Genomic DNA, 22,552 nt, shown 5'->3' on the forward strand with positions numbered 1-22,552 from the left:
TGATCACTCATAGCTAAGACAAGCTAAAAAAAAAATACCCTACTTTTTTCTCTAATTTTTTTTTAGTTAGTTTTGATGCATCCACTTTCAAACCCATAATGTCTAAAGATCAACAAAATATTTGCCATTCAAAAACTTTTGAAGCTGTATACCAAACATATGCTAAGGATTTAAGGCGTTTTATTTTTTTTAAAACTCAAGATATTGATAAGGCTGAAGATATTGTTCAGGACACTTTTATAACACTATGGGACAATTGTAAAAAAGTCAATTATGAAAAAGTAAAAAGTTACTTATACACAGTGGCCTCTAACACTTTTTTAAATATAGTAAAGCACGAGAAAGTTGTTCATAAATATCAGCAAAGTATTTCTCATCAACATACAAATGAGTCTCCAGAATTTATCATGTTAGAGAAGGAATTCATGGATAAATTACAGCAAACCATCGATTCACTTCCTGATAAGCAAAAAGAAGTTTTTTTACTTAACAGAATTGAGAAAAAGAAATACAGAGAGATTGCTGAACAGTTAGGGATTTCAGTTAAAGCTGTTGAAAAACGAATGCATTCTGCGTTATTAGTTCTCAGAGAACAGATAGGAAATGTTTAATAAATAAAAAGTAGGGTTTTATTAAATAGAGTTGTCATATTAGTAGATAAATAATGAAGCACAAAGAATCACATAACGATAATGATACATTTTTAGCGCAATGGCTCGAAGGTGAACTGTCTGATAATGAACTGAAAAAGTTGATTTCTGAAGCCGATTATAAGTCGTTTCTTAAAATTAGAAAAGGCCTTGATACCTATGATAAATTAGAGTCACCAACTGATGCTTCATTTGCAAAAATTAAAGATCGAATTTATAACAAAAAAGGAAAAGTTCGTAACTTAAATACTAAAACGTGGTTGATAGGTATTGCCGCTTCTTTAGTTTTATTTTTTGGACTGTTCTCTATCTTAGACGATGATGTTATAACTGTTGAGACCAATTATGGAGAGCAAAAAACCATTGCCTTATTAGATGGCTCTGAAGTGATTATGAACTCTAAGTCGATTTTAACCTATGATGAAGATAACTGGAGCGAGGAGAGAACCTTACATCTTGAAGGTGAGGCCTACTTTAAAGTTAAAAAGGGAAGTGCTTTTAGTGTCGTAACAGATAATGGAAAGGTACAGGTTTTAGGAACACAATTCAATGTCAACTCAGAAAGCGACTTGTTTGAAGTGGTTTGTTTTGAAGGCAAAGTTAGTGTGAAAACGAAAGACGAAGATGTAATCTTATTACCTTCAAATTCAGTAAGACGTATTAATGGAAATGCTATTGAAAAACGGATTTCTCCTGAAGGTAGTCCTAGCTGGATTAATGGTGAAAGCAGTTTTAAAAGTGTACCACTAAAATACGTGATTGCTGCTTTAGAATCGCAATACAATATTGACATACATTCAGGTGGTATTGATGATAATATCATATATACAGGTAGTTTTACCCATAAAAATTTGAATACTGCATTACAAACAGTTTTTAAATCTTTACAGATACAATATTTTGAAAAAGAAAAAGGAAACATTTATTTGAGCATAAAGTGAAAAAATTGATTATTTGCTTTTTAGCGGTACTGCCTTATTTAGCCTTTTCGCAAGAAGAGGCTAAATTTTATATTAGTTTCAATTCAGAAACGTTACAAAATGCATTTAAAACTATTGAAGATATTTATGATGTAAGATTTTCTTATTACGATGCTGTATTACCAGATCAAACCATTACTTTAAAAAATGAAATACGTTCCTTAAATCAAGTGCTTTCAGAAATTGAACTTCAAACAAATCTCAGATTTGAAATTTTAGATAACAGGTATATTATAGTCAGTAGCCACAAAACTGAAGCAGCTATTCAAGAATTAGAAAAAATTATAATAAACAGTTATTTGACCAAAGGGATTTCAAAACAAAAGGATGGTTCTTATCAAATCCGACCAAGAACTCTGGATATTTTACCTGGACTTACAGAATCAGACGTTTTAGAGAGTATTCAATTATTACCAGGCGTTGTGAGTCCAAACGAAACCGCCTCTGGTTTTTTGGTAAGAGGCGGAAAAATGGATCAAAACCGCCTCATTTGGGATGGAATTAATATGTACCATAAAGGTCATCTCTTCGGAATGATTTCACCTTTTAATCCCAATGCAACTAAGACGATTAACTTTATCAATAAAGGATCTCATCCAAGATATGGCGAACGAGCATCAAGTGTGATTTCGATGACAACCAATACCAAAATTGAAGACCAACTAAAAGCGCAAGCTGGTTTTAATGGTATCGATGGTGATGCTTATGTCGATGCTCCAATTGTAAAAGGTAAATTAGGAATGCAAGCCTCAGTAAGGTCTAGTTATACCAATTTATATCAGTCGGTTACGTTCGATAGACTGGCTGATAAAGTCTTTGAAAACACTAAAATTCAAAATGGAGATAATCCAAATAATGAGTTTAACTTTTTAGATTTTAATATCAAATTAAATTATAAGCCTAATGCCAATAATAGTGTGTTTGTGAGTATGATTTCAATAGATAATCAACTTGACTATACTGTCAACAATTCTCAAACAAATGAAGCCTTTAATGATCGTATGTCTATAAAAAACACAGGTTATAGTTTTGGTTGGAACACACAGTGGAATGCTAATTTAAAACAAAATACATCAGTCTTTTTTTCAGATTATGAACTAGATTATAATTATATCACTTCCGAAGAGAATGAGCAAACTTCAGATTTTGAAAAGCGAAACTTAATTTTCGATTCAGGTATTTCAACTGAACTTCAGCAAAAAATCAATACACACCATGCTGTGACTTTAGGATATCAATATGTTCTTAAAGATGTCAGTTATCTATTTAAAAACACAACCAACCTTGAGTTTATCCTAGATCAGGATAAATCTGCAGTACAAACCCATAGTGTATATGCGAATTATGAATTTAAAAATTCAAAGTTATTTGACGTGTCAATAGGAGCAAGAGCAACTTATTTTGATGAATTGGAAACCTATAGATTTGAACCAAGATTATTATTTTATAAACAACTTTTTAAGCATGTGAAACTTCAGGTTTCAGGAGAAATTAAAAATCAAATCATTAGTGAAATTGATGAAACTGTAATTAGTGATTTGTCTTTAGAAAACAGACTTTGGCGATTGGCAAATGGGAATGAGTTTCCAATTATTAATAGTAAACAAGTGTCTTTAGGCTTTATCTATACTAATGATGGTTGGACTTTAGACGTTGATAATTATTACAAAACACTGGATCATATAACAGCTTTATCGTTTGGGTTTTTAAATCCGCAGAATAGTCAGTTTAATTTAGGAGCGCAAGAAGTTTATGGTGTAGATGTATATCTAAGAAAGCATTTTAATGGTTTTAATACTTGGGTGAGCTATTCATTTAATAAATCTGAAAGCACATATCGCAATTTGAATAATGACAATGCATTTACGTCTAGATCTAATGTTATACATTCGATTACAACCTCATTGAGTTATAAAATTTCAAATTTTCAAGTGGCTTTGGGTTGGCGATGGCAAACAGGAAAACCATTTACAGGTTCTACTTTGGGTGATGATGGTTTAGAGTTTAATGAAGGGATCAACACAAAGCGCTTGCCAAATTACCATCGTTTAGACGTCTCTTCAACCTATGCCTTTAATTTTTCAGAAGCTGGTAAACTTAAGGGTGAAGTAGGTTTTTCAATTCGGAATGTTTACAATAGAAATAATTTAATAAGTAGAGAATATTTAGGGAATAATGATTTTAATAATGAGATTGAAGTGATTGATAAATTCTCTTTAGGATTTACTCCTAATATTATGTTTAGGTTGTATTGGTGATTGTTTAATATGTTGTAAACCTAAATCGAAGGTCTGTGCTAAAGTAAAGGACAAGATTCTTCCATTTCGGTCGGAATGACATTGGGCTGTTATTTCGAGCTTGTCGAGAAATCTTAATTGAATAAGTTAAACCCTTAATTATCTTGAGATTCTTTGTAATATTTTAGTAATGAGGGAATGTCATAACAGACCTCTCGCCTTAATTTCTAAATACTTATTAATCGTATTAATGGTTAATTCTTCAGGAGCTGTTAAAATGCTTTGAATTCCATGCTTTTGTAGTTCTTTTACCATTAATCGTTTTTCATAAGCAAATTTTTCAGCTATCGTTTTGTGATAAATCCTTTGAATGTCTTCAGCATTTGCAGTTATAAGTGTTTCTAATTCAGTATTCTCAAATAGAATGACCACTAACATGTGCTTTTTTGATATGGCTTGTAAGTATGGTAATTGACGTTTTAAAGCACTAATATGTTCAAAATTTGTATAAAGTAATAACAAACTTCTATGTGTGACTTTTCGTTTTAATTGCGCATATAGTAAGCCATAATCACTATCATAAAACTGAGTATTAATGCTATATAAGGCTTCTAATATCGTATTGAGATACGTCATTTTATGAATGGCTGGAAGAAACTGCTCAATATTTTTTGAAAACGTGAGTAGACCAACTTTATCATGTTTTTTTAAGGCGACATTGCTAAACGCTAAGGCCGAATTTATGGAGTAATCTAAGAGTTTTAAACCATTGAAAGGCATTCTCATCACACGACCAGTATCAATAATAGAGTAGATGGGTTGTGATTTTTCATCTTGAAATTGATTGACCATCAATTGAGCCTGTTTAGCAGTAGCTTTCCAGTTAATGGTTCTGTAATCGTCACCAACAACATAATTCTTAATCTGTTCAAACTCTGAAGTATGACCAATACGTCTTATTTTTTTGAGTCCGATTTGTGTTAAATGATTTCCTATGGCTAAAAAATCATACTTCTGCATTTGAATGAACGACGGGTAAACAGGAATCATTTGTTCATTCTGAAACTGGTATTTTCGCTTTACAATACGCAATCTGGAAGAGGTGTAAACATTAAGATTTCCAAAGACGTACTCACCACGTTCTACAGGTGTAACGTCATATGTAAAATCATGATGTTCATTAGATTGCAAACTGATTTTATATGAAAAATCTCTTTTTTGAAATTGAATAGGCAACTCATCAATGACATCAATATACACCTGAAAAGGGTACAGGTTGCTTAGCGTTATCGGAATGGGATTGTCATCACTATTAGATAATTTTTCAGGTAAAATTCGTCGAGCAGAAATAGCATTTTTAAAACGATAGAGGAGAAGTAAGTCAGTAATAAGAAGTACAATCAAAACCATCACTAAAATCCAGGCTATTGGATAAAATAGTGGGAGCCAATACGACACTAAAAAGCATACCGAAATCACAGCCAAATAGATGTAAAATTGTTTATGTATGTATAGTGATTTTATGGATTTCATTTTTAACTAACGTCTCTAATCTCTTAACGAGGAACTTCTACAGATTGTACAATCATTTCAATTACCTGTTCTGTAGTCATGCCTTCCATTTCGCGTTCTGGTGTGAGTATAATTCTATGATTTAAAACGGGATTAACCGCTTTTTTGACATCTTCAGGAATTACAAAATCACGTCCATTTATAGCAGCAAAAGCTTTAGCTGTATTTAAAATGGAAATGGAAGCTCTAGGTGAACCACCTAAATACAAGTGCGGATGATTTCGGGTTTTAGATACAATTTCAGCAATGTATTTGATGATTTTTTCTTCTACAAGAATGGCTTGTGTTTTTGTTTTGTAATCTTCAAGACTTTTTGTGTCTAAAACAGGCTCTATAAGGGTTTGAGGTAATTTTCCCTGTCGTTTGTGATGTGACTCTATAATTTTAATTTCATCTTCTAAACTTGGGTAATCAACTTTTATTTTAAAAATAAACCGATCTAATTGAGCTTCTGGTAAGGCATATGTTCCTTCTTGTTCTATTGGATTTTGAGTTGCCAACACCATAAAAGGCGCTTCAAACTTGTACGTTTTACCATCAATAGTGGCTTGGCGCTCTTCCATGGTTTCAAAAAGTGCTGCCTGAGTTTTTGCGGGAGCTCTGTTAATTTCATCAATAAGCACAATGTTTGAAAATATAGGTCCAGGTTTAAATTCAAACTCAGATTCTTTCATGTTAAGTATTGAAGTTCCTAAAACATCGCTTGGCATCAAATCTGGAGTGAATTGAATGCGGCTAAAATTGGTTTTAAGTACTTTGGCAAATAATTTTGCTGTAACTGTTTTGGCAATACCTGGAACACCTTCAATGAGAACGTGGCCATCAGCTAAAAGCGCTACAATCAATAATTCAACAAATTGATCTTGACCAACGATTACTTTTCGCAATTCATGTTTTATACTGTCTACGGCATTTTTCAAATCCTCTAAAGGAATTCTATTGTCAAAATCTAGGTCTTTTTCTTCCATGAGTTATTACTTTTAAAAGTTTCTATAAGTGCATTTAAGCGCTCTAATTGTATGTTGTTAAGTTGCTTGTCTTGATTAAGGTCTTTAATAGTTTTAAAAAGTTGTTCAGTGTCTTCAATACTATTATTACTTCTAGCTGCAAGATTTTTCAAAAACGCATCATCAATAGTGGTTGTACTTAAATATAAATGTGTTCTGATGTACTCAAAAAAATGTTGAATTTTATGTTGTGCTATGTCGTAATGTTTTTCTTTTTCATAATACATATTGGCAATTGTACGAGTAAAATCCAGTGTTTGATTGCGAAGCGGTTTTACAACAGGAATTGCTCTTTGTTTACGTTTTGCTTCAAAAATAATATAACATATAACACCAATAAGCATGATATAATAAGCCCATTTTAAAGCTTTGTTATTCAGTAAAATATACATTGGAGATGTGTAATAAGCTTTTCCAGATTTGTAATAATGGTCGATATAAATGGGTTTTGAATCGTCTATATATGACATTAATCCTGCAGTATAATTTTGATTTGGAGACTTTAAAATAAAGTAATTGGTGAATGCTTGGGGAAATGCACTTAAAATGACAGTGCCTTTTCCAAAGGATTGTTTGATAACGTTTACTGGTTCTGTAATCTTAATAGAATCTTCATCTTCATCATCAATTTTGTAATCTTTTATAGTGCTTAGAATTGACGTGTTTAATGTATCAATTACGTTAAAATAAGTCGCGTAAATACTTTTATCAAAAACGACTGTTGTATGATGTAGTTTAGCGTTAGTAAGCTGAAATTGAAAGCTGTCACCTTCGACTTCAAATTTACTCATGATATCAGTATTCAGATGCAACGTATCTAAAAGTTGATCTTCAAAATCTTCTGAAGCAATGAAAAGTGTATTGCCTTTAGAGGTCCATTCTAGTAATTTATCTAATTCTGTATCACCAAATTGAACATAGTCGTTTATAAAGATGTATGTTCCATTGATGCTATCAGATTGCGAAAGGTATGGATATGGTGGGTTTTCAAGATTTATAATGTCAGTTTCAGTGAATAGACGTTCTAACTGCTCATTAAACACATAGGTTCCAAACGGAATTTTATGATGCTTGGCATAGGAAGCAAACCAGTTGATTTTCTTCGGTTTAGAATACTCCATGAGTACAATTCCGAAAATGGCCAATGCCGTTAAAGCGATATAAAATTTAACCTGTTTGCTCACTGTTGTTTTATACTAGTGTTTAGAGATTCAAATGGAATTTTCAAACTTTCAAATCGCAGTTGATCCACATTAAATTCACCATACCATACATAGTCATAGATTCGTGTAATATTTCTAAAGTTACGTTTTAGGGTTTCAGATTCTATTTCTGTAATATAATCTTCGTTTGTCTTTTCCTGTTGCCAGGTAATCACTTGTTTTTCAGCGAGGTATTTAAGAGATAGTAAATAATAATAACGAATGGCTAGTCTGTAATTCTTTTGGGAAATGGCATTGTCAATCAATGCATTAATATCTTCATTTTTGATGATTTGTTCGTCTTCAGTAAACTGAAAACCAGCAGCCTTTTTTTGACCAGTTATAAGAGTTCTCGAATTTACTTTTAAGAAAAATCGGATTAAGAAAAAAATTAAAACCGCTAAAATGAGATAAGGTAAAATATTAAAAAGAAAGTATAGAAGACCTTGAGCTTCACCAACACCAAAAATGGCTTCTACAATTTCACGAATAATATTTCCTAACCAATTGACAAAGGTGTTATAAGCGTTTACAATAAAATTGTCTTTAGGCTCATTTTCAATATAAATAAAGGCATCATCGTTTTTATAGGTTTCAAGATCATTTTCTGAAATTTCTCTGATTTCAACATTAGATTGGTCATATTTTACAACAGAATCTTTCTCTTGCGCAACACTGAGTTGAAAACATAAAAACATATAGAAAAAGAACTTGAATGGTCTCATTTAGTTTTCTGTTTTTCCTAATGAGTCAATACGTTCTAAAGTGCCAGAAAAGTATTTGCGTTCATTCAAATTAAAATATATAAAAGCAGATCCTACAATTGTTATGATATTGAGTAAGTATTGAAAGAAGGTGCTTAGTACATTCAGAACTATGTAAACCGGATCAACAAACGTATCCATACTTCCTGGATCTATTTCACCACTAAAAATGCCCATTTTGGCATAAGTATAAATTACAGTTGGTATGGCAAAAACACTGGATACGACCCAATATATAATTAAAAACACGATGATTGTAGCCAAAGTAATCCAAAACTCATCTTTGATAAGCGAATAACTTTTAGTGTACGCATCTGAAGCTCCATGTTGTTCAAATACTAAAATAGGTAAAGTAACAACCATAGGTACAACAAAATAAAATACGGGTAAACAACAGAGTAATGTAGCCGCAATGATGGTCAATCCTTTAAGAATTGAAAGTCCGAGAAAACCCCAGAAATTTTTATAAACATTATGTTTAATGTCTTCAGTATTAATGATCCCATTGTTGTCGATATAAGATTTTATGTAATGCAGTACAGTAGATGTGGTAAAGGTATAGGCTAAAATAGCGGCTCCAAAATAAGTGATGTATGCTACGATTAATTTTAGAGGACTGCTGTAAAACTGATTGCTTTGTATCAAATCGATATTAAACATATCACCAACAACATAGGTGTAAAACACCATAGAAAACAGGAATAAGGCAACATAAGGACCAGATATTTTGATAATGGCACCAAAGAAACGTTTAAATTCATTTCTGATAAAAGCAAAAGTATCTGCTAGGAGTTGTCCAAATTCACGTTGTTTTTTAAATTCTATGAAGGTTTTCATTGAGTTGTTGGTTTAAAGTTCATTTAGTAGTATGTGTTGGGATTTTTTGTGAAGTTGTCTTGGGTATATCACATAGTAATACACAATTATAAACAGCGAACCACCAATGATGCATACAGCCAGCCAGTCTGGCATTTCGGTATGTCTTGTAACAAATCCTTCAAGTATACCAGCAACTATAAAAAACGGAATGGTACTGATTAAAATTTTAAGACCATGAATTACACCACGTTTAAATGCTTCTAAGCGTGTGTAAGTTCCGGTAAAAAGCATGCCATTTCCTAAGACTAATCCTGAGCAGCCTGCAATAATGATTACTGAAATTTCAAATGTTCCATGAATCCATATAGTTCTAACAGATTCCCAGAGCAAGCCTTTCTCATAAAAAAAGTATTGAAAGCTCCCAAGCATGATTCCATTCTGCATCATGATAAACAACGAGCCAATACCAAACATAATTCCATAGGCAAACGCCATAAGCGCTACTTTTATATTGTTAATGGTAATACCAAGTGCCATATTAAATTCTCCCATTTGCTTATAAACTGCCATAGGATCATTGTTTTCAATGTTTTCAATGGTCATATTCACGTAAACATCTCCAAGAATAGAACGTACAAAATCACCTTCAGTTGCAGCAGAATAAGCTCCAACCAAACAAAATAGTATAAAGACTAAAAAAGAAATTAAAAGTTCACGATGATGTTGGTAAAACAGGGTTGGAAACTCGGTCTTAAAAAATGAAATAAGCCGATTCTTAGATTCCTTTTTAGTTTTGTAAATTTTTTGATGTGCCTGAGACGCAATTTGATTTAAATAGCGTTCGGTATTGCTGTTTTTATAGAACGTTTTAGCATAACTGAGATGATCTGTTATTTCTATATAAAGATCAGAAAGCTCATCTGGATCAATTGTATTATTATTTGAAAGAACGCTTTCAAATCTTAACCATTTGTCTTTATTTTGCTTAACGAAAGCAGCTTCTCGCATTAGAGGATCTAATTTACTTTCAAAGAAAAGAAAATATGGAGGAATTTCAAATAGAAACCGCTCAAAATGTAGGGATTCAACAAAATGTTGCCAATCTAGGTGATAGAATGCTGGCTTACCTTATAGATACTTTGATCATTGGGTTTTATTTTATTACTATGATTATGATCATGGTATCCTTAGAACTTGATAATTCAGATCTTTGGGCATTGTGGCTTTTAGTGTCTTTACCTGCATTTCTTTATTATGTTTTATTAGAAACGTTTTGGAATGGTCAAACCATTGGTAAGTATGTTATGAAAACTAGAGTTGTAAAACTTGATGGTTCTAAACCTGGTTTTGCAAATTATTTTGTACGTTGGATTCTGCGAATTGTTGATGTTTCATTAACCAGTGGTGGATTAGCAGTATTATCCATATTAATTCGTGGCAATGGTCAGCGTGTTGGAGATATAGCTGCTGGCACAACTGTAATCACTGAAAAAGCAAAGCTGAGTATTGAGGATACACTTTTAAAAGACATTCCTAATGACTATATTCCAACTTACAGTCAGGTCACTATTTTTAGGGATGATGAAATGCAACTTATTAAAACCCTTTATGATGAAGCGCGATTTAAAGGTCAGCACAATATAATAGTGTCACTGTATAACAGAATAGTAAAAGTCATGGAAGTTGAAACCAGTCAAAAACCAATTGATTTTGTTGATACAGTGATTAAAGACTATAACTATTATACCCAAAATATGTAAGCAGCGAACTACGTTTTACGTTTTCAAAACGTGTGTGAGTCCCTTATCTCAAACTTGTTTTGAGATCTCAAAAATTTAGAATTATTTCAGCTTAATTATGGATATAACAAATTCGCAACCTACTTTTGCATAACCTAGTTTCGAATAATTATGTTTTTTCAAGTTTTAGATATTTTAGGAACCATAGCATTTGCTATTTCAGGTGTGCTTGTTGCACTCAATAAAAAAATGGATCCTTTTGGCGTGCTTATTATAGCCTTTGTTACAGCAGTAGGAGGTGGTTCTTTACGTGATGTGCTAATTGGAATTCAGCCTGTATCATGGATGGCAAATATGACTTATGTATATGTGATTTTTGGCGCGACAGTATTTGCTGTCGTATTTAAAAGTAAATTGAATTATTTGCGTAAATCACTATTTTTATTTGATACCATTGGAATAGGTTTATATACTGTTGTTGGTATTGAAAAAGGTATAGTTGCAGGCTTGCATCCAATAATATGTATTTCACTGGGAACCATGACAGCTTGTTTTGGAGGTGTTATTAGAGATATTTTGTGTAATGAAATTCCTGTGATTTTTAGAAAGGAAATTTATGCAACAGCTTGTATTTTGGGAGGATTAACTTACTTTTTGCTTCGTGAATTTATGGCAGACACTAATTTTGTATTCGTGATTGCAGGTGTGATTGTTATTGTTGTACGTTTGCTGGCTGTAAAGTTTAAAATAAGTCTTCCAAGTTTGTATAAAGACGAGGCTTAAGAATCTAATCATTTAGTAGACCATACACCATATTTATAAATCATTACTACAGACATACATATAGTGGTCAGGAAATAAGTTAAACCTACAAATAATAGTGTTTTCGCTTCTGAATTAAAACTAGGAAATTCTCTTACCTCAGAAGTTAAAGCCAATATCATGTATAAAGAGGTCATAATTAAAAGGAGCGCTATGGACACTCCAACGACTTTATTTTTAAATATCATTTGTAATACTATAGCGATTATAAGTCCGATAGCAATATAGTTAATAACATGGCCTGCAGACGTCCAATAGAATAGAACTGCAGCAATTAAAAGGTATTCAGGAAGAATTAAAATGATGTGTTTAAGCGATTTCATTGTCTGTACAGGTTGATTGCCTTAAAAACGTAAATATGGCTTCAAAATTGTATGTGCGCTTTTTGATAAAAAAAATCCCATTACCTAAGGTCTACCTAGATAATGGGAAAAATAATAGATGGTGTTCTACTTATTTTGTAGTAGGTACAGGAAAACCACGATCTCTCATTAATGCTTCAATCTTAGCATCACGACCTCTAAACAGACGATAAGCTTCAGCTGGATCCATAGCATTTCTAGGAGCAAACAAATACTTTACTAATTTCTCAGCTACTTCAGCATCGTAAAAGCCACCTGGAGCTTCTCTAAACGCTTCCGAAGCATCACTAGTTAAAACATCTGCCCACATGTATCCGTAATACGCTGTTGCATAACCTTCTCCTGAAAATACGTGTCCAAAATGAGGGGTTCTATGACGCATTGGTATTTCTTCTGGCATATTAAGTTCAGCCAAAGTTTCACGTTCAAACTTGTCAATATCAATATTTGATGGATCTGCCAGATGTAATTTCATATCCATTAATGCAGATGCTAAATATTCAGTCGTTCCAAAACCTTGGTTGAAAGTAGAGGCTTTCTTGATTTTTTCAACTAAAGACGCAGGAATAGGTTCGCCTGTTTTGTTATGAACTAAAAACTGATTGATCACTTCATCAGTAGATAACCAACGTTCTAACAATTGTGATTGGAATTCAGTATAATCTCTAACACCTCCATTGAGTGTTGGATATTTTACGTTTGAAGAAAAGAAATGTAATGCATGTCCAAACTCATGAAAAAACGTCGTTGCATCATCCCAAGACACTAATACAGCTTCACCAGGAGCAGGTTTTACAAAATTTGAGTTGTTAGACGCTAATACATTTTTTTCGCCTTCAAAAGACGTGTAACTTCTGTAGGTCGTTGCCCAAGCTCCAGAACGTTTTCCTTCACGAGCATAAGGATCTAAATACCATAAGCCAATATGTTTTCCAGAATCTTTGTCGGTAACTTCCCAAACCTTAACATCTTCGTGAAATACTGGAACTTTACCTTCTTCAACAGGAGTAAAGGCATAATTAAATAATTCACCTGCTGTGTAAAATAAGGCTTGTGTTAATTTGTCAAGCTGAAGATATTGTTTGACTTCATCGCTATCTAAATCATATTTTTTCTGACGTACTTTTTCAGCATAATATCTGTAATCCCAAGGTTCAATGGTAATGTTATCACCAAGTTCGTTAGCAACCGTTTGCATGTCTGCTACCTCTTCATCAACCCTTGCTATAGCAGCAGGCCAAACAGCCATCATTAAATTCATAGCATTTTCAGGTGTTTTTGCCATACGATCTTGCAAACGCCATTGTGCATAATTATCATAACCTAAAAGCTCTACGCGTTCTCTACGAAGTTTTAATATTTGAGCAATCAGTTCATTATTGTCGTATTCATCTGCGTTATCTCCACGTGAGTAATAGTTGGTCCATACTTTTTTACGTAATTCACGTTCTGTTGAATACGTTAAAAACGGATCCATTGAAGAACGGGTGTTTGTAATTGCGTATTTTCCATCTTGTCCTTTATCAGTTGCTATTTTAGCTGCGGATTTTATAAAGCCTTCAGAAAGACCACCTAATTGATCTTTTGTTAAATACGTCACATAGTTCTCTTCATCATGTAAGACGTTGTTAGAGAAATCATTATATAAGCTTGATAATTCTTTGTTAATGGCAGCATAACGCTCTTTTTTATCAGTATCTAAATTTGCACCATTCATTTCAAAACTCTTATAAGTTAACTCAACGACACGTTGTGCTTCTGGTTCTAAAGGTGTTTTTTGAGAAGCCTCATAAACAGTTTTAATACGTTCGAATAACTTTGAATTCTGAGATATTTTTGAATTAAATTCAGATAACTTAGGAGCTAATTCCCCTTGAATTTCTCTAAATTCGGGAGAAGACATATTGCTGCTCAGAATGCCATAATACGTAAATACATCATTTAATGTTTTTCCTGAAGCTTCCATAGCAACAATGGTGTTTTCAAATGTTGCAGGCTCAGGATTGTTCGCAATAGCCTCAATTTCGGCAAGGTTTAACTCCATACCTGTTTCAACGGCCTCTTTAATATCTGAGACCTTCATTTTGTCAAACGCAGGAACACCTTCATAAGGACCTGTCCATTCTTGTAGCAAAACATTGTCGCTCATAGCTGTTGTTTCTTCTTTATTTTCTGCTTGTTTTTCGTCTTTTTTGCAACTGGCAAAAAGAACAATACTGCATAAGAGTGCAGCTTTAATTGATTTTGAAATCATTGTGTTTAATAAATTAGTTTTAGTGTGGCTCAAGATATTGAAAAATACACTGAGATTGTGTTTCGGTTATGTTAAAAAAAAACGGGGTCGTGCAGCTGTTTGTTGTTGAATTGAAGTTAAATTTTGAAATGTTCTTAACACTTTAACGATAAACTTTATTCAAGAATTTCTACCTTTCTGATATAAACATTTTGTAAAGGCCAGTCGCCATCATCCGTTTCCACTTCTGCAATCTTATCACAAACGTCTAATCCGTTAATGACTTTTCCGAAGATTGTATAATCACCATCTAATTGATAGACATCTCTTAGCGTAATAAAAAATTCGTAAGGCGATGCTAATTTATACGGATTGTCAATATCGCTACTAGGCATAGAAATGACTCCTCTATCATGTTTAAAACCACGTTTGGTATCAGTAGGTAATAAGTATTTTCCAATTTTTTTTCGTTTTCGCATTACATCTCTATCATCTGTACTACCACCTTGTATGATATAATTCTCGATAACACGATAGAATTGTGTGTTGTCAAAATAACCCTGTTTGGTTAGATAAATAAAGTTTGCACGATGAAATTTAGTTTCGTTGAACAATAAGATATCAATATTACCAAAATCGGTAATAAGACGGACTTTTTGCTCTTTATGTTCTTTTTCATACTGAAGAAAAAACTCCATGGCATTTTTATCGGTCAATAAAGGGTATTTACGTTTTGGTGTTTTTTGAATTGTAGTCTGAGGTTTTTGGAGCTCATTATTTTGATTGACTGTTAATGAATCTGAAATTGGTGTATTAGCATTCTTATTCTTGTGAGATTGTTTATCTTCACAATTCATTAAACAGATACTAAACAGTATAAATAAAAGTCGCTTCATTTTTGAGATGAATTTCAACACATTTTTAAAATCAGTATCAAAAATAAAAAATCTAGAACTTCCAGGAGAAGCATCTCAGATTAAAATGTCACCTCCATATCGTCTGGAACTGATGGAACGTAATAAAATGTTAATGAAAACTGCCAAGCAAGCGGCAGTTTTAGCCTTGTTTTATCCAGATGAGCATAACGAAACCCATTTGATTTTAATTCTCAGAAAAACGTATAAAGGTGTGCATTCTGCACAAGTAGGATTTCCCGGAGGGAAAGTTGAGCAAAAAGATTCCGATTTGCAAATGACTGCCTTACGCGAAACCTATGAAGAAGTCGGTGTACCTATGGATGCAGTTAGCGTTTTTAAACGCATGACTCCAATGTATATTCCGCCAAGTAATTTTACAGTGCATCCTTTTTTTGGAATCACGCAACGTACGCCAAAGTTTATAAAACAAGATGAAGAGGTCGAAGGTCTTATTGAAGTGGCACTATCTCATTTTTTAGACGAAACTACTGTTATTACTACATCAGTACCAACATCTTACCAGCGGAATGTAGAAGTGCCTGCTTTTAAACTCAATGACCATATCGTTTGGGGAGCAACTGCTATGATACTAAATGAAGTGAAAGACTTGTTAAAAAAAGTGCTGTAAGTAGGAGTTTTTTGTAAGTTTGCCCTGAACGCTTATATTTTTTTCTTTGAGGCGAAAATTGAAAAAATTGAATTTAGAAGGTTATTTTTTAACCAATTAAATAAGGTAAGTGAGTTCAAAATCGCATAATAACGAACACTTAATGGGATTATTTAAAAGAAACCCTTTTGGGCACATACTCTTTGTAAAAAAATGGTTAATCCGAATCTTGGGAGCACTGACTCACCGAAGATTCAGAGGTTTTAATGAACTTCAAATCGAAGGCTCAGATATCATAAAAAATCTTCCTGATACAAATGTGCTTTTTATTTCTAATCATCAAACTTATTTTGCTGATGTCATTGCCATGTTTCATGTGTTTAACGCGAGTCTTAGCGGACGATTAGACAGCATTAAAAATGTAGGGTATTTATGGAACCCTAAATTGAACTTGTATTATGTTGCAGCAAAGGAAACAATGAAATCAGGATTACTGCCTAAAATTCTGGCTTATGTAGGTTCTATTAGTATAGAACGTACGTGGAGGTCTGAAGGTAAGGATGTGAACCGTCAGGTAAAAATGAGTGATATTTCCAGTATAGGAAAAGCATTAGATGATGGTTGGGTTATTACATTTCCGCAAGGAACAACAACACCATTTAAACCTATTCGTAAAGGAACAGCACATATCATAAAAAAATATCAGCCTATAGTCGTTCCAATTGTTATTGATGGGTTTAGACGTTCATTTGATAAAAAAGGGTTGCGTGTTAAAAAGAAAAATGTGTATCAGTCTTTTGAAATAAAAGAACCTTTACAAATTGACTATGAAAATGAAAGCATTGCTGATATCGTTGAAAAAATTGAGTATGCAATAGAACAGCATCCTTCATTTCTAAAAGTGATTCCACAAGAAGAATTAGAAGAAAAAGAACGACTTAATAAAGAACTTCGTGATTGGTAATTTTAAACTTCAAGCTTTTTCAACTCGTGATAATTTTTGTTCAGGCGTTTTAAAAGAATACCATAGATTAGCCAATAGAACAGGAGTAATACACTAATTGCAATCACCAAACCAATTAAAGTTACTATAGCTATTCCAGCATAGTATTTCAATACTTCACCATTAGCTTGGGCTGTTTCTAAGAGCAGTCTGGAATTCTCGTCACTTTTTATAGCATAAGGCATCATGTAAGTCACACCTATAATTAATACCACTAAATTAAAAAACACGTATTGCTTAACAGTACGTCTTGTCTTTAAAATGTTTTCCATTAAAACTTTTGCATTATCGGTTGTATTAATGGTTTTATAATTGATATAGAACCTATAAAAGAAATAGGCTAAAACTGTATAAGAGAATACAGAAATGATAATAAACCCAACATTGCTTTCCATCTCTTCAAGTTCCAGATTAAATCCAGAAGCTTTTAAGCCAAAGGAGATAAATAACCAAAATACAAACTCTAAGATGCTTATGATAAAGATCCATTTGACAATAGAAGACGACTTATGAAGGATCATATTATAGATGTCATTATATGATAATTTAGGATAGACTTTGTCTTCCTTTTTCCAGTCTTTTTTTAATAATTCTAATTCATCCATAGTTTTACGGATTTAAAATTGTTCTTAATTTTTTCTTAACCCTATTCATTTTCACACGAGCATTGACTTCTGTTATACCAAGGGTTTCACTTATTTCACTATAATTTTTGTCTTCGAGATACAAAAACACTAAGGCTTTTTCTATATCATTAAGTTGATGAACAGCATTGTATAACAATTTCAATTGCTGTTCTTCTGTGTCGTCATAAGGTTCAGATTTAATTTTAAACTGAACGGTTTCAAACTCTTGTGTTTTTATACTTCGTTTAGACTTTCGGTAGAGTGTAATTGCGGTATTTAAACCAACACGATACATCCAGGTACTAAACTTAGCATCACCTCGAAACTTAGGATAAGCTTTCCATAATTGTATTGTTATCTCTTGAAACAAGTCATTGTGCGCATCTTGATTATTAGTGTATAATCTACAGACTTTATGCACAATGTTTTGATGTTTTTCGAGTAGTTCAACAAAATTATGTTCTAATGCTTTATCCAAATCTTTATCGGTTAGTTACCTATAAGTAGTCATACTATTTAAAATGTTACACTAGGAATGAAGTAATCCCTCAAAAATAAGATTTTGGATGGTCTAAATCGTATCTTTGTAAGGATAATTTTATTAAAATTATGAATATTCCAGAATCAACTTTACCTCGAGTTGTTGTTGTAGGTGGAGGCTTTGCAGGTGTTCAACTTGTAAAATCCTTGGCTAATAAAAATGTTCAAGTTGTGCTTATTGATAAACACAATTATCACACATTTCAACCACTTTTGTATCAGGTGTCTAGCTCAGGATTAGAACCAGATTCAATTGCTTATCCTTTACGAAAAATCATAAAAAAACATAAAACAACAGTCTTTAGATTGGCTGAAGTAGAACTCATTCAACCAGAAAAAAAGGTGATAAAAACCTCTATTGGAGATCTTCAGTTTGATTATTTGGTGCTTGCAACTGGCACCAAAACCAATTTCTTTGGAAACGACAATGTCAAAACCCATAGCATGCCAATGAAAAACGTGCCTCAGGCACTCGATATTAGAAGTCTTATTCTTCAAAATTTTGAAAAAGCTGCTATAGCAAATACCAAGAAAGAACGAGAAGCTTTTTTAAACTTTGTCATTGTTGGAGGAGGACCTACTGGAGTTGAACTTGCAGGAGCAATAGCTGAACTTAAAAACAACATTCTTCCGCGAGATTATCGAGATCTGAATGCTCAAGATATGCACATCCATATACTTGAAGGTACTCAAAGACTATTACCTCCAATGAGTGAAAATGCTTCTAAAAAAGCAGAACAATTTCTAAAAGCATTAGGAGTTAATGTGCATTGCAATACCTTCGTTAAAAATTATGACGGAAAACAAGTAACCACGAATACCGATCTTGCATTTCAATCTGAAACCTTAATCTGGGCAGCTGGTGTTACAGGAGTTCCAGTTCACGGATTAAAAGCAGATGCTCTCGTAGAAAAAAGCAATCGTTATAAAGTAAACAGTTTCAATCAAATTGAGGGTTACGAGCGTGTTTTTGCAGTTGGTGATATTGCATTTATGATGACAGATACTTATCCTAATGGCCATCCTCAAGTGGCTCAACCAGCAATACAACAAGGCAAATTATTAGGAAAAAATCTATTGCGGCTTATCAATAACAAAGCCATGCAACCGTTCTCTTACAAAGATAAAGGCTCAATGGCTACCATTGGTCGTAACAAAGCGGTAGTCGATTTAAAACATTTCAAGTTTGGAGGGTTTTTTGCATGGTTTGTATGGATGTTTATCCACCTTATGTCACTTGTTGGCTTTAGAAACAGAGTTATAGTGTTCTTTAACTGGACCTATAACTACATTAATTTCGACAAAGCTGCACGATTAATTATCAGACCATTTAAAAAATAATTTTGGCGTTACCACAAGGGTCAGGCTGTCCACTATATCTTTTTAATTGATAGCTTTTCTATAGGTTTTGTAAAGTGTTTTTGTATAAAATATATAGACACAGTCAAAATGCTCAAGACGACAATTAAAAAGGATGCCGTTTCCATCCTTAACGCAATGTTTCGTTATGTTTTAAGATTCCAATAACAATACAATATTGCGCCAAAGCATAAGTCAGCATAATGCCAACAGAACTTAGTGTGAATGGCTCATAAAACTTATCTAAAGCTAAAATACTATCAGAAAGCATAAATAAAATAGCACCTGTAAATACCCAGTTATAACTCACGGTATTGTTATGGTTCTGTCTCAGGTATGCAGCCGTTGACATGCTTAATATAACAATCATATAAATCACAACAGGTATTAATAAATCACCTAAACCATCTTTCAGTAAATAAAATAGAAAAGCAGCATAAACAAGCATTAAAATGATAAAGCCTAAAGGATTTTTCTTTTGATGTCGTTGTTTCAAAAACACGATCACATACATTACATGCGCTAATAAAAATGATGCTAAGCCTATTATGAAATAGCTTGAGTTAATGTCGTCAAACAACAATGCAATATCACCAATTAAAGAACTAACAAGTGCCAGTATTGTGAATGTTTTTATAGCCTTATTTACGAGCTGACTTTGAATTAAAAAAAAGATAAGTAATGATAAGACAACGAAAGGCTTTGTGAAATAATGTAGCGTTGCTAATTCGGTAAAAGTACCGCATATCAATTCAATACTAACAATAATGGCAAAGAGGCCAGTAAATTTTTGTTCTGTTTTAGTGAGCATTTAGATGTTGTTTTTGTAAAAATATGCAATTCATCATTCAATATTAACAATTCGGTTCATTAGAATTTAGAAAATTGTATAAAAGGTTGAAGTTTGTTTCATCAATCAAAAACGAACACTTAAAAACAACCAAAACATGAAACTTTCAATATTCATTTTATTTGTCTTTGTGACATCACTATCTATTGCCCAAACTACAATTAGTGGTAAAGTGACCGATACCAAAAATCAAGCAATTTTTGGGGCTAATGTCTTTCTTGATGGCACATACGATGGAGCAACAACTAACGATGACGGATATTTTTCTTTTGAAACTTCAGAAACAGGAGCACAAGTATTAACCATCTCATATTTGTCGTATGAAACAAAAACGATAGCAGGAGATGTTTCAACGCTAAACAACCTTCAAATAAAACTTAGAGACGATGTAAATGCTTTAGATACTGTAGTGATTTCAGCAGGAACATTTGAAGCAAATGACAACAGTAAAGTCTCTGTTTTAAAGCCTTTAGATGTGGTGACTACAGCAAGTGCAGTTGGTGATTTTGTCGGTGCATTGCAGACCTTACCAGGAACGTCAACTGTTGCAGAAGACGGACGACTATTCGTGAGAGGAGGAGATGCTAATGAGACCCAAATTTTTATTGATGGCATTCGAGTATTTACACCCTATTCACCAACAGCTAATAACATTCCAACACGTGGACGTTATTCACCGTTTTTATTCGATGGAATTACATTTTCTACAGGAGGCTATTCTGCAGAATATGGTAATGCACTCTCAAGTGTATTATTGTTAAACACTATTGATGAGCCAGATCAGGAAAAAACAGATATTGGAATCATGAGTGTTGGTGGAAGTTTAGGTCATACTGAAAAATGGAAAAACACCTCTTTAAGCGTGAATGCTTCCTATATTAATCTGGCACCTTATATTGCTTTATATCCAGACAGAAACGAATGGAAAAAACCTTATGAAGGTGCTCAGGGAGAAGCTGTTTTTCGTCAGAAATTTGAAACAGGAATGCTTAAATTTTATGCTGCTTTTGATTCGTCTCACTTTGATTTAACTCAAGAAGACATCAATGATTCTGATGGTGTTCGCTTTAAACTAAACAACAGAAACTTTTATACCAATGCATCATATCAAGGTATTTTAGGAAATCATTGGTCAATACAAACAGGTTTGAGTTATACCATTGCCAAAACAGATATTGCTATTAATGAAACTTTAGGTGTTGATGATAGTGAGAATTCTGCACATGTAAAACTAAAGCTTAAAAAACGTTTTAACAGCAGATTTAAACTTAGTTTTGGTTTAGAACATTTTACAACAGATTTTGATGAAGCCATTCATTCTGAAGAGTTCACAGGAAACTATGGTTTTATTAATAATAATTCTGCTGCCTTTGTTGAATCAGATATTATTTTCAATAAAAACTTAGCAATGAAAGTAGGAATGAGAGCAGATAATTATGAGCTTTCAAATGAATTCAATATATCTCCAAGAGCTTCTTTAGCTTATAAAACATCTAAGAACGGACAGCTTTCTGTGGCTTATGGCGATTTTTACCAAAATGCTAATAATGGGATTTTGAAGTTTAATTCGCAGGTTGAAACTCAAAACACAAAGCATTATATAATGAACTATCAATTTGTAAATGATGGTCGCTTATTTAGAGCGGAATTGTACCGAAAAGATTATGATAATTTGGTAAAGTTTGATACTGCGTCTGAAGGATTTGATTCTAATTTCAATAATTCAGGTTCAGGATTTGCTCAAGGTTTAGATCTCTTCTGGAGAGATAATAAGAGTATTAAAAACACAGATTATTGGATAAGCTACTCCTATTTAGATACCGAACGTGATTACAGGAATTATCCAACTAAAGCGCAACCTGGATTTGCAAACACACATAATTTTTCAGCCGTTGCAAAGTATTGGATTGATGATTGGAAAAGTCAAGTTGGTTTCACTTATGCCTTTGCATCGGGACGCCCTTACACCAATCCAAATACAAATGAATTTTTGGGAGAGCAAACAAGAAGCTTCAACAGTGTGAGTTTAAATTGGGCTTATTTAGTGAGTCCTCAAAAGATTTTATATGTTTCTGTAAACAATGTTTTTGCCTTTAAAAACATAAATGGCTATCAATATGCTAATATGCCAGATGTCAACGGAAACTTTGCAAGACGCTCATTACAACCTGCAGCAGATCAGTTTTTCTTTATAGGATTTTTCTGGACGATTAGTGAAGATGGAACCGATAATCAACTTGATAATTTGTGAAACCCATTTTCG

Annotated in this window: 21 protein-coding genes; 9 read left to right on the forward strand and 12 right to left on the reverse strand. The window is 33.0% G+C overall.

Translation table 11 applies throughout. From position 1 onward, the window contains the following. Positions 1-98: 98 nt before the first annotated feature. From ACRHNM_RS09555 to ACRHNM_RS09565, 3 genes are read left to right on the forward strand one after another with little or no spacing between them, the layout of a single operon-like run. Entirely contained in the window at positions 99-611 is a 513-nt protein-coding gene (locus tag ACRHNM_RS09555; RefSeq protein ID WP_431135979.1) for an RNA polymerase sigma factor, read from the forward strand. Between the two features lie 53 nt (positions 612-664). Then, complete coding sequence (locus tag ACRHNM_RS09560) at positions 665-1,591, forward strand: FecR family protein (RefSeq protein ID WP_431135981.1); 927 nt, start codon at positions 665-667, stop codon at positions 1,589-1,591. Continuing rightward, a complete protein-coding gene (locus ACRHNM_RS09565; protein ID WP_431135983.1) occupies positions 1,588-3,888 on the forward strand; it encodes a TonB-dependent receptor domain-containing protein in 2,301 nt (766 codons plus the stop codon). The genes ACRHNM_RS09560 and ACRHNM_RS09565 overlap by 4 nt, the downstream gene beginning before the upstream one ends. A gap of 180 nt (positions 3,889-4,068) precedes the next feature. Here the strand turns inward: ACRHNM_RS09565 and ACRHNM_RS09570 are convergent, their stop codons facing one another. Genes ACRHNM_RS09570 through ACRHNM_RS09595 form a run of 6 tightly spaced genes read right to left on the reverse strand, consistent with a single transcriptional unit; the run spans position 4,069 to position 10,239 of the window. Continuing rightward, positions 4,069-5,400 carry a DUF58 domain-containing protein gene (locus ACRHNM_RS09570; RefSeq protein WP_431135985.1) on the reverse strand — a complete coding sequence of 444 codons (1,332 nt, stop codon included), beginning with the start codon at positions 5,398-5,400 and terminating at the stop codon, positions 4,069-4,071. A gap of 23 nt (positions 5,401-5,423) precedes the next feature. After that, the gene (locus ACRHNM_RS09575) at positions 5,424-6,407 is read right to left on the reverse strand and encodes an AAA family ATPase (protein ID WP_431135987.1); all 984 of its coding nucleotides are present in this window, start codon (positions 6,405-6,407) and stop codon (positions 5,424-5,426) included. Next, positions 6,389-7,630, reverse strand: a complete 1,242-nt coding sequence (locus ACRHNM_RS09580; protein WP_431135989.1) for a DUF4350 domain-containing protein — start codon at positions 7,628-7,630, stop codon at positions 6,389-6,391. The genes ACRHNM_RS09575 and ACRHNM_RS09580 overlap by 19 nt, the downstream gene beginning before the upstream one ends. Further along, on the reverse strand, positions 7,627-8,373 hold the full coding sequence (locus ACRHNM_RS09585; protein ID WP_431135991.1) for a DUF4129 domain-containing protein: 747 nt from the start codon (positions 8,371-8,373) through the stop codon (positions 7,627-7,629). The genes ACRHNM_RS09580 and ACRHNM_RS09585 overlap by 4 nt, the downstream gene beginning before the upstream one ends. After that, complete coding sequence (locus tag ACRHNM_RS09590) at positions 8,374-9,249, reverse strand: hypothetical protein (protein WP_431135993.1); 876 nt, start codon at positions 9,247-9,249, stop codon at positions 8,374-8,376. Positions 9,250-9,261: 12 nt separating this feature from the next. Continuing rightward, entirely contained in the window at positions 9,262-10,239 is a 978-nt protein-coding gene (locus ACRHNM_RS09595; RefSeq protein ID WP_431135994.1) for a stage II sporulation protein M, read from the reverse strand. 35 nt (positions 10,240-10,274) lie between these two features. Here ACRHNM_RS09595 and ACRHNM_RS09600 point away from each other — a divergent pair, with 35 nt between their 5' ends. Both ACRHNM_RS09600 and ACRHNM_RS09605 read left to right on the forward strand, forming a co-directional pair. Then, positions 10,275-10,991, forward strand: coding sequence for an RDD family protein (locus tag ACRHNM_RS09600; protein WP_431135996.1), 717 nt, complete (start codon positions 10,275-10,277; stop codon positions 10,989-10,991). 150 nt (positions 10,992-11,141) lie between these two features. Continuing rightward, positions 11,142-11,753 (forward strand): trimeric intracellular cation channel family protein, encoded by a 612-nt coding sequence (locus ACRHNM_RS09605; protein ID WP_431135999.1) that lies wholly within the window; start codon positions 11,142-11,144, stop codon positions 11,751-11,753. An 8-nt stretch (positions 11,754-11,761) separates the two neighbouring features. On the opposite strand, the gene ACRHNM_RS09610 is transcribed toward ACRHNM_RS09605, so the two are convergent. From ACRHNM_RS09610 to ACRHNM_RS09620, 3 genes are all read right to left on the reverse strand, one after another. Then, a complete protein-coding gene (locus tag ACRHNM_RS09610; RefSeq protein ID WP_431136001.1) occupies positions 11,762-12,115 on the reverse strand; it encodes a hypothetical protein in 354 nt (117 codons plus the stop codon). Positions 12,116-12,245: 130 nt separating this feature from the next. Further along, positions 12,246-14,408 (reverse strand): M3 family metallopeptidase, encoded by a 2,163-nt coding sequence (locus ACRHNM_RS09615; RefSeq protein WP_431136003.1) that lies wholly within the window; start codon positions 14,406-14,408, stop codon positions 12,246-12,248. A 155-nt stretch (positions 14,409-14,563) separates the two neighbouring features. Then, the gene (locus tag ACRHNM_RS09620; RefSeq protein ID WP_431136004.1) at positions 14,564-15,283 is read right to left on the reverse strand and encodes a peptidylprolyl isomerase; all 720 of its coding nucleotides are present in this window, start codon (positions 15,281-15,283) and stop codon (positions 14,564-14,566) included. A gap of 7 nt (positions 15,284-15,290) precedes the next feature. On the opposite strand from ACRHNM_RS09620, the gene ACRHNM_RS09625 reads away from it, so the two are divergent. Together ACRHNM_RS09625 and ACRHNM_RS09630 are read left to right on the forward strand one after the other, a co-directional pair. Next, complete coding sequence (locus ACRHNM_RS09625; RefSeq protein ID WP_431136006.1) at positions 15,291-15,932, forward strand: NUDIX hydrolase; 642 nt, start codon at positions 15,291-15,293, stop codon at positions 15,930-15,932. Positions 15,933-16,074: 142 nt separating this feature from the next. Beyond that, positions 16,075-16,875, forward strand: a complete 801-nt coding sequence (locus ACRHNM_RS09630; RefSeq protein ID WP_431136220.1) for a lysophospholipid acyltransferase family protein — start codon at positions 16,075-16,077, stop codon at positions 16,873-16,875. A gap of 2 nt (positions 16,876-16,877) precedes the next feature. Here the strand turns inward: ACRHNM_RS09630 and ACRHNM_RS09635 are convergent, their stop codons facing one another. Beyond that, positions 16,878-17,519 carry a hypothetical protein gene (locus ACRHNM_RS09635; protein WP_431136008.1) on the reverse strand — a complete coding sequence of 214 codons (642 nt, stop codon included), beginning with the start codon at positions 17,517-17,519 and terminating at the stop codon, positions 16,878-16,880. Positions 17,520-17,523: 4 nt separating this feature from the next. Then, positions 17,524-18,018 carry an RNA polymerase sigma factor gene (locus ACRHNM_RS09640; protein WP_431136010.1) on the reverse strand — a complete coding sequence of 165 codons (495 nt, stop codon included), beginning with the start codon at positions 18,016-18,018 and terminating at the stop codon, positions 17,524-17,526. Between the two features lie 131 nt (positions 18,019-18,149). Between ACRHNM_RS09640 and ACRHNM_RS09645 the strand changes: the two genes are divergently transcribed. After that, positions 18,150-19,421, forward strand: coding sequence for an NAD(P)/FAD-dependent oxidoreductase (locus tag ACRHNM_RS09645; protein ID WP_431136012.1), 1,272 nt, complete (start codon positions 18,150-18,152; stop codon positions 19,419-19,421). Between the two features lie 148 nt (positions 19,422-19,569). Here the strand turns inward: ACRHNM_RS09645 and ACRHNM_RS09650 are convergent, their stop codons facing one another. After that, complete coding sequence (locus ACRHNM_RS09650) at positions 19,570-20,250, reverse strand: lysoplasmalogenase (protein ID WP_431136014.1); 681 nt, start codon at positions 20,248-20,250, stop codon at positions 19,570-19,572. Between the two features lie 136 nt (positions 20,251-20,386). Between ACRHNM_RS09650 and ACRHNM_RS09655 the strand changes: the two genes are divergently transcribed. Continuing rightward, entirely contained in the window at positions 20,387-22,540 is a 2,154-nt protein-coding gene (locus ACRHNM_RS09655) for a TonB-dependent receptor (RefSeq protein WP_431136016.1), read from the forward strand. Positions 22,541-22,552 lie beyond the last annotated feature (12 nt).

The organism is Psychroserpens mesophilus (assembly GCF_050617655.1).
GTDB lineage: Bacteria > Bacteroidota > Bacteroidia > Flavobacteriales > Flavobacteriaceae > Psychroserpens > Psychroserpens mesophilus_A.